This window comes from Caulobacter sp. HMWF025, from assembly GCF_003060965.1.
In the GTDB taxonomy this organism is placed as follows: Bacteria; Pseudomonadota; Alphaproteobacteria; order Caulobacterales; family Caulobacteraceae; genus Caulobacter.
In genome coordinates, this window is sequence record NZ_QAII01000024.1 from 20,475 (window position 1) to 27,593 (window position 7,119).

The 7,119-nt window shown below is 66.0% G+C and carries 7 protein-coding genes; 4 read left to right on the forward strand and 3 right to left on the reverse strand.

Features of this window, described 5'->3' with window-relative positions; genetic code table 11:
* Positions 1-111: 111 nt before the first annotated feature.
* On the reverse strand, positions 112-2,076 hold the full coding sequence (locus tag DBR10_RS02985; protein WP_442861104.1) for an alkyl/aryl-sulfatase: 1,965 nt from the start codon (positions 2,074-2,076) through the stop codon (positions 112-114).
* A 59-nt stretch (positions 2,077-2,135) separates the two neighbouring features.
* On the opposite strand from DBR10_RS02985, the gene DBR10_RS02990 reads away from it, so the two are divergent.
* Entirely contained in the window at positions 2,136-2,828 is a 693-nt protein-coding gene (locus DBR10_RS02990; protein ID WP_108505436.1) for a TetR/AcrR family transcriptional regulator, read from the forward strand.
* On the opposite strand, the gene DBR10_RS02995 is transcribed toward DBR10_RS02990, so the two are convergent.
* The gene (locus DBR10_RS02995) at positions 2,803-3,510 is read right to left on the reverse strand and encodes a TVP38/TMEM64 family protein (protein ID WP_108505437.1); all 708 of its coding nucleotides are present in this window, start codon (positions 3,508-3,510) and stop codon (positions 2,803-2,805) included. The genes DBR10_RS02990 and DBR10_RS02995 overlap by 26 nt on opposite strands.
* Positions 3,511-3,630: 120 nt before the next feature.
* Between DBR10_RS02995 and DBR10_RS03000 the strand changes: the two genes are divergently transcribed.
* Positions 3,631-4,170, forward strand: coding sequence for an NADPH-dependent FMN reductase (locus tag DBR10_RS03000; protein WP_108556129.1), 540 nt, complete (start codon positions 3,631-3,633; stop codon positions 4,168-4,170).
* Positions 4,171-4,179: 9 nt separating this feature from the next.
* Here the strand turns inward: DBR10_RS03000 and DBR10_RS03005 are convergent, their stop codons facing one another.
* Positions 4,180-4,764 carry a carbohydrate binding domain-containing protein gene (locus tag DBR10_RS03005; RefSeq protein WP_108505439.1) on the reverse strand — a complete coding sequence of 195 codons (585 nt, stop codon included), beginning with the start codon at positions 4,762-4,764 and terminating at the stop codon, positions 4,180-4,182.
* Positions 4,765-5,048: 284 nt separating this feature from the next.
* Here DBR10_RS03005 and DBR10_RS03010 point away from each other — a divergent pair, with 284 nt between their 5' ends.
* Positions 5,049-6,251, forward strand: a complete 1,203-nt coding sequence (locus DBR10_RS03010) for a pyridoxal phosphate-dependent aminotransferase (RefSeq protein WP_108556130.1) — start codon at positions 5,049-5,051, stop codon at positions 6,249-6,251.
* Positions 6,252-6,361: 110 nt separating this feature from the next.
* Positions 6,362-6,946, forward strand: coding sequence for a carboxymuconolactone decarboxylase family protein (locus DBR10_RS03015; protein WP_108505440.1), 585 nt, complete (start codon positions 6,362-6,364; stop codon positions 6,944-6,946).
* Positions 6,947-7,119: the final 173 nt, after the last annotated feature.

A 7,119-nucleotide genomic window follows, 5' to 3' on the forward strand; every position in this document is an offset into this window, starting at 1 on the left:
GGCGCGCGCCGTGTTCATGCTGACTTTCTACACATCGCCTCTGAATCGAGCAAGCATTTTGCGCCGCCCGGTCAATTGACCGCATGCGGCGCAATTTTTGCCCAAAACAGCCTAGTTCGGCCGGGTCACAATCGGGAAATCCCCCGGGAAGGCGTCAAACCAACCCGACAGTTTGCCCATGGCACCGCGATCCCCTTCCAGCTTGACCTCACCGGTGAGGATCCTGGGCAGCAGGGAGGTTCCGCGGAACAGCGACTCCAGGAACAGCGGTCGGGCGACCGTCAGGGTCGCATCGACCTTCTCCGCACCGGTACCCGGCTGGGCGACCAGCACACGGTTGCGCACCGTGACGACGAACCGCTCCTTGCGCTCGGGGAAGACGAACGCGAGGCTGACCTGCTCGTCCCCGACCTTGTCGGCGTTCAGACGAATGGCCAGGACGTCAAAGATCATCTGGCTGTCGAGCCCCTGCAGCATGTCCAGCGGGGCCATCGAGGCCGGGATCTTGCGAACCCCGCCGCGCAGTTCGTCGGCGGCCGTCAGGTACATGTTGCGCCAGATGGCATTCTCGGTCTGGTAGCCCATCTGCTCATAGACCGCCGACAACTGCACCTTGGCGTCCCGGTCGCCGTCATCGCCCATGACCACATGGTTGAGCAGGGACGCAGCCCAGGCGTAGTCCCCCTTCCCCGTCGCCTCGGCCGCCAGGGCCTTGACCTTGGCCGCGCCGCCCATGGCCGCGACATAGCGCCGGCCGGTGTCGGCCGGCGGGGCCGGGGCCAGATGGGCCGGATTGGCATCATACCAGCCCATATAGCGCTGATAGACCGCGCGGCTGTTGAAGCTCATCGAACCGTAATAGCCGCGATTGTACCAGTCCTTGGCCAGGCTCGGCGGCAAGGTGATCCGCGCGGCGATCTCGTCACCGGTCAAACCCTGGTTCAGCATGCGAACCGACTGGTCATGCAGGTATTTGTAGGCGTCGCGGTGCTCGCCCAGAAAGGTCCGCACCACGTCCTGGCCGAAGCGGGGCCAGCCGTGGCTGGTGATCATCAGGTCCGTGCCGTCGGCGAACAGCCGGATCGACTCGGTCAGGTCATCGGCCCAGGCCTTGCTGTCGCGCACCAGCGCCCCGCGCGGGGTCAGGACATTGTGCATCGACACATTGGCATTCTCGGCCATGTCGAGAATCCGCAGGTCCGGCAGGTAGAGGTTCATCTCCGCCGGGGCCTCGGTATTGGGCGTGTACTGGAAGCGGACCTTGACCCCGTCGAGGACGAGTTCCTGGCCGGTCCGGTCGATGGTCTGGGTGGGCGGGATCAGCGTGATCGTGCCCCGGGCCACGGCCTGGCCGATGCCGGAACTGACCTGCCCCTCCACGCCGGGCGGCAGCATCAGGCCGAACTGGTACTGGGCCCGGCGGGTCATGGCGTTGCCTGCCAGGATGTTCTCGCTGACGACCTCTTTCATGAAGCCCGCCGGAGCCACGATGGCCACCTGGCCCGCATCGACATCCTTCTGGTCGACGATGCCGCGGACGCCGCCAAAGTGATCGCTGTGGCTGTGGGTGTAGATCACGGCCCGAACCGGAAAGCGGCCCAGCTTTTCATTGACCAGGTCCAGCGCCGCCCGTGCCGTTTCGACGGTGGTCAGGGGATCGACGACCACCCAGCCGGTATCGCCCTTGATGAAGGTCACATTGGAAATGTCGAAGCCCCGCACCTGCCAGACGCGGTCGGACACCTGGTAGAGCCCGTGCCGGGCCAGCAGCTGGGCGTGCCGCCACAGGCTGGGATTCACGGTCGCGGGGGGCTCGCCCTTCAGGAAATCGTAGGTCGCGAGATTCCACGCCACCTGGCCATCGGCGCGCTTGATCAGCGGATCGGCCCGGGTGCCGAGAAAGCCCCGGTCGGCAAACTCGAAGTCCTGACGATCGGACAGCGGCAAGGTCTGGGCGAAGGCCTTCTGACGCTCCACGGTCGTCGGCGAGGCCGGCTCTCCGGCCCGGGCCATGGCCGGTGCCAGCACCAGCGTCGCCAGCACGGCCCAGCGCAACCCCTTCAGGTTCGACGGCATCAGATCCTCCCGCATCACTTCTTTGAAACTTTATAGTTTCATTCTACATATCACCGAAGATGAGCCTCGCAAATCCTGATCGCCTGCCGGCCCCGCGCGGAGGCCCCGGCCGCCCCAAGCCCAGGGTCGATCGCCATGCCCGTGGCCGCGAGGTCGTCGAGGCGGCCGTGGCGGTCTTTACGGAAAAGGGCCTGCAGACAGCCACCATGCAGGATGTCGCCGACAAGGCCGGCATGGCCAAGATTCTGATCTACCGCCTCTATCCGTCCCGTCAGGCGCTGATCGACGCCCTGTTCGGCGAGGCCCTGGCCCAGGTTGAAGCCGCGGCCTTGCGGCCCTGGGGCGGATATGGCTCGGGGATCGCCACCCTGATCGAGCTCGGCCGGGCCCGCCCTGCCCTGTTCCGTCTGCTGCTCAAGGACGCCCGCAGCGGGCCCGAGACCGCACGCTGGGCGGCGACCTGCGACGCCCTGCTGACCGGTCTGGCCCAGCCCTTCGTCGCCCCGCCGCCGAACGCGACCGAGCCGGTCCGCGCCGCCTGCGCCCATGCCGCGCGAACGCTGCTGCCGTTCATTATCGAAACCTGGATCGCCGGCATCGACCGCAGCGACGGGCTGACGGACGCCGCGAGGATCAAGTGGTTCGGCGACATCGTCAGGGCCTGGCGCAGCGCCAGCCGTGAGGCCATCGGCCTGCCGGAGGCGCCGGAGCCCGCAAGTCTTGCGGCTAGTCCGCCGCCTCGCGCTTCTTGAGCCAGGCTCGCGCCACGAGGCCAGCAGCGATCCAGACGGCCACGGCAATGGCCAGCATCACGAAGTGACGCTTGCCGCCGCCGGTCATGGCCTGAACGATCGAGTTGCCGGCAAAGGCCGTCAGGGCGATCTTGGGAATGATCCCGATGGCGGTTCCGGCGGCAAAGTCCCGCATCTTCATCGGCGTCACGCCGGCCGCCATATTGACCACGATGAACGGGGCCGACGGCACGAGCCGGACAATGAGGCTGGCCAGAAAACCGTTCTTGCCGATCAGCCGCATGAACTTGGCGACCCCCTCGCCGGCAAAGTCCCGCAGGACCCTGGCACCGAACGCCCGGCCGAGCCAGAAGCCGATCAGGGACGAGACCAGGGTGCCGATCCAGCTGTAGGCAAAGCCCGTCCAGGGACCGAAGGCGACAACGGCTGCGGCGATCAGGACGAACTGCGGCACGCCGATGAAGGCGAGCGCGGCAAAGGCCCCGACTGCCACCGGCAGGGCCCAGGGGCCGTGGGCCGCCGTCAGCCACTGCTCGATCGCCGCCTCACCGTTCAGGCCCAGCAGTTGCGCCCCGAACAGAAAGACAATGCCGACGCCGCCGAACAAGACGAACGACACCGCCACCGTGCGCCAGGCGCGGGCGTCCATATTGGTCAAGAAGTCGATCAGGCGGCGTATCACGCCCCTGCCTCGCCCACCGGCGGCGGCGGGTCAAGCGCCGTTCCGTCACGTCAGTCTCACTAACGCGTGGTTTCCAGTCCCGGACCGCCCTAAACTTGAGGTCGCAGACAGGAGCGCAGAATGAAGATCATCGGTGTATCCGGCAGCCTGAGGGCCGCATCTCTCAACACCGCGCTCCTGAAGGCGGCGGCCGAGCTCGCGCCTGACGGCGTGACAATCGAGCTCTTCGGTCTTCAGGACCTGCCCTTCTTCAATGAGGATATCGAGGCGACCGGCGATCCGGCCCCGGTCAAGGCCTGGAAGGATGCCATCCGGACCGCCGATGCCCTGCTGCTGGGCTGCCCGGAATACAACGGCGGCATCACCGGCATCATGAAGAATGCCATCGACTGGGCGTCGCGCGGCAAGCCGGCGCCTCTGGCCGGCAAGCTCTGCTGTGTGATCGGGGCAAGCCCCGGCATGACCGGCACGGTCAGGGCGCAGGACGCCCTGCGCCTCTGCCTGCGCCGCACGGGGGCCGACGTGGTCCCCCTGGGCGAGGTCCTGGTCGGGCAGGCCCATACCAAGATCGTCGACGGCGTTCTGACGGATCAGGCCACCCGCACCTACCTGGCCCGCCACCTGGCCAGTTTCGTCGCCGGGGCCACGGGCGGCCGCTAGGCGTTCCGACTAGTTGGCGAGCTTGGACAGGTCGTAGTCCGGCCCGAAATCCAGGACGAAAACCGGCCCGAGGACGACGGCCTGACGGGCGGCGGCAAGATGCAGCGATACGCTGCCGCTGCCCGCCGGAATGTCGATCGTCGCCTTGCCGGGAACCGTATGCATGGCCCAGTCCCCGCCGACCCTGACCGAGCCCTGCAAGGCCGCATCGTAGGGTGCCGCAGCCTGTTGAACGCGAACCGAAGAAATCGTCGCCGTCGCAGGACTAACATCAACGCTTTCGGCCTTGGCCCAGAAGGCGATCAGAACAGCATCGCCCTTGCTGACCTTGCCGGTAATCGGCTGCTGCGCGCCCACGGACCAGGGCTGCGCGCTCGCAGCCGCGACATCCACCCGAACCCCGCCACCGCCGGCAACCGCCTTGTCCTTGACCGGTGCGTGGGTCTGGCCTGCGCCGTAAACCTGCCAGTTTGCGGAGGGCTTGTTGATGGCCTTCTTGAGAATATCCGCATCAGAGTCCTGGCGGGCTGACACCGAGCTACCCACCCCGACAGCCAGGGCCATCAGGGATGCGGCGACAATAATGGCTTTCATGACTTTCCCTCCCCGTGCACATGCCGGGTAACGGACGCGTCCTGGGGACACGTCCTGCGTTTCCTCCTCAAGGTGTTCGGCCAATCCGCCGCCCTTGAATGATTTCATTGTTGGTAGCGGTACCTTTGGAATCCTTGATGCGCAAGAGGTCAGACCAATTTTCGGCCTTTGGCCAAGACCCTGCCGACCATGAATGGTGCCTGGCCTGCGTTGCACCGCGGCAATCTGAGGCGTAAAGACCCCCGCAATCCTGAAATCCGGTTTCCCAGGGGAGTCCTAAAACCATGTCGCTCGAGTCCGCCGCCCTGCGGCGCATCGCCCCGTCCGCCACCATTGCGATCAGCGCCAAGGCACGCGCCCTGAAAGCCGCCGGCCGTGACATCATCGCGCTTTCCGCGGGCGAGCCGGACTTCGACACCCCGGACAATATCAAGGACGCCGGTATCGCCGCGATCCGCGCCGGCAAGACCAAATATACCGACCCCGACGGCATGCCCGAACTGAAGGCGGCCATCTGCGCCAAGTTCAAGCGCGAGAACGGCCTCGACTACAAGCCGAGCCAGGTTCACATCGCGCCGGGCGGCAAGCCGGTGATCTATAACGCCCTCGTCGCCACCCTGAACCCGGGCGACGAAGTCATCATTCCGGCCCCCTACTGGGTGTCCTATCCCGACATGACCCTGCTGGCCGGCGGCACGCCCGTTGCGGTGGAAACGACGGCCGAGAGCGGGTTCAAGCTGACCCCGGACGCTCTCGAAAAGGTCATTACGCCGCGGACCAAGTGGCTGATCATCAACAGCCCGTCCAACCCGTCGGGCGGGGCCTATACCCGCGCCGAACTGCAGGCCATCGCCGACGTGCTGCTGAAGCATCCGCAGGTCTGGGTGCTGACCGACGACATGTACGAGCACCTGGTGTTCGACGACTTCGAGTTCACCACCATCGCCCAGGTCGAGCCCAAACTCTACGACCGCACCCTGACGATGAACGGCGTCTCCAAGGCCTATGCCATGACCGGCTGGCGGATCGGCTATGCGGCCGGCCCCGAGCCGCTGATCAAGGCCATGGCCAAGATGATCAGCCAGACGACCTCGAACCCCTCGTCGATCAGCCAGTGGGCGGCCCTTGAAGCGCTCAACGGCACCCAGGACTTCATCAAGCCCAATGCCAAGCTGTTCCAGGAGCGGCGGGACCTGGTGGTGTCGATGCTGAACCAGGCCACCGGGATCCACTGCCCGACCCCGGAAGGCGCCTTCTATGTCTACCCCTCCTGCGCAGGCCTGATCGGCAAGACCGCGCCGAGCGGGAAGGTCATCGAGACGGATGAAGACTTCGCCGTCGAGCTGCTGGAAACCGAAGGCGTGGCGGTCGTTCACGGCGCGGCCTTTGGCCTCTCGCCGTTCTTCCGCATCAGCTACGCCACCAGCAATGCCGTGCTGGAAGACGCCTGCTCGCGCATCCAGCGCTTCTGCGGCAGCGTAAAGTAGCCGGTTCGGGCGGGAGTCTGCGCAGCGCAGATTTCCGCCCATCCCGAACATTTGTTTGACACACCTGACCGGGCCCCGGACGATCCGTCGAAACACTCGGAGGACTGTCCATGCGGCTCGATAAGCCAAGAATCCTGCCCCTGGATCCTGACCGGGCCACCCCCGAACAGGCGGCGGTCCTGGCCCCTCTCGGCAATGGCGGCGTCATCCCCGCCGGCCCGGTTCTGAACATCTTCCGGACCCTGGCCCACGCCCCAGAAGCGTTGAAGGCCTTTCTGGGCTGGGGAAACTACATCCTTTCACGGCGAAACGACCTTCCGCCGCGCGAGCGCGAGATCGTCATCCTGCGGATCGGCTATCTGTGCCGCAGTGGCTATGAATGGACCCAGCATGTCGAGATCGGCCTGCGGTGCGGGCTGACGGCCGCCGAGGTCGAGCGCCTCAAGGCCGGGGCTGAGGCAGGCTGGAGCAAGGCCGATGCGGCGCTGATCCAGGCCGCCGACGAGCTTCATACCGACCAGTTCGTCTCCCGCGAAACCTGGCAGGCCCTGCTCGACCATTTCAGCGAGAAACAGGCCATGGACGTGGTCTTCACCGCCGGCCAGTACACCCAGGTCTGCATGATGCTGAACACCTTCGGCGTTCAGCTTGACCCCGGCCAGACCCTGGATCCCGACCTGCGCAAACCGGCCTGAACCGTCTGGGACCACGGCCGGCTCAGGTTGCACGGGGCAATCGTTCAGGTTACGTTCCACCTTGAATTGAGTGCGGGGCGAAGCCTGACCGGCTCACCGGTCACGTCCGGCATCGCGTGAAGAAGGATGCCGGACCATGCTGTGTGCCCTGATCCTGAGCCTTGCGGTGGCGG

Bases quoted from the DNA above. Each gene is read 5' to 3' on its own strand.
- DBR10_RS02985 (WP_442861104.1), bottom strand. From the start codon at position 2,076: ATGCCGTCGAACCTGAAGGGGTTGCGCTGGGCCGTGCTGGCGACGCTG.
- DBR10_RS02990 (WP_108505436.1), top strand. From the start codon at position 2,136: ATGAGCCTCGCAAATCCTGATCGCCTGCCGGCCCCGCGCGGAGGCCCC.
- DBR10_RS03000 (WP_108556129.1), top strand. From the start codon at position 3,631: ATGAAGATCATCGGTGTATCCGGCAGCCTGAGGGCCGCATCTCTCAAC.
- DBR10_RS03005 (WP_108505439.1), bottom strand. From the start codon at position 4,764: ATGAAAGCCATTATTGTCGCCGCATCCCTGATGGCCCTGGCTGTCGGG.
- DBR10_RS03010 (WP_108556130.1), top strand. From the start codon at position 5,049: ATGTCGCTCGAGTCCGCCGCCCTGCGGCGCATCGCCCCGTCCGCCACC.
- DBR10_RS03015 (WP_108505440.1), top strand. From the start codon at position 6,362: ATGCGGCTCGATAAGCCAAGAATCCTGCCCCTGGATCCTGACCGGGCC.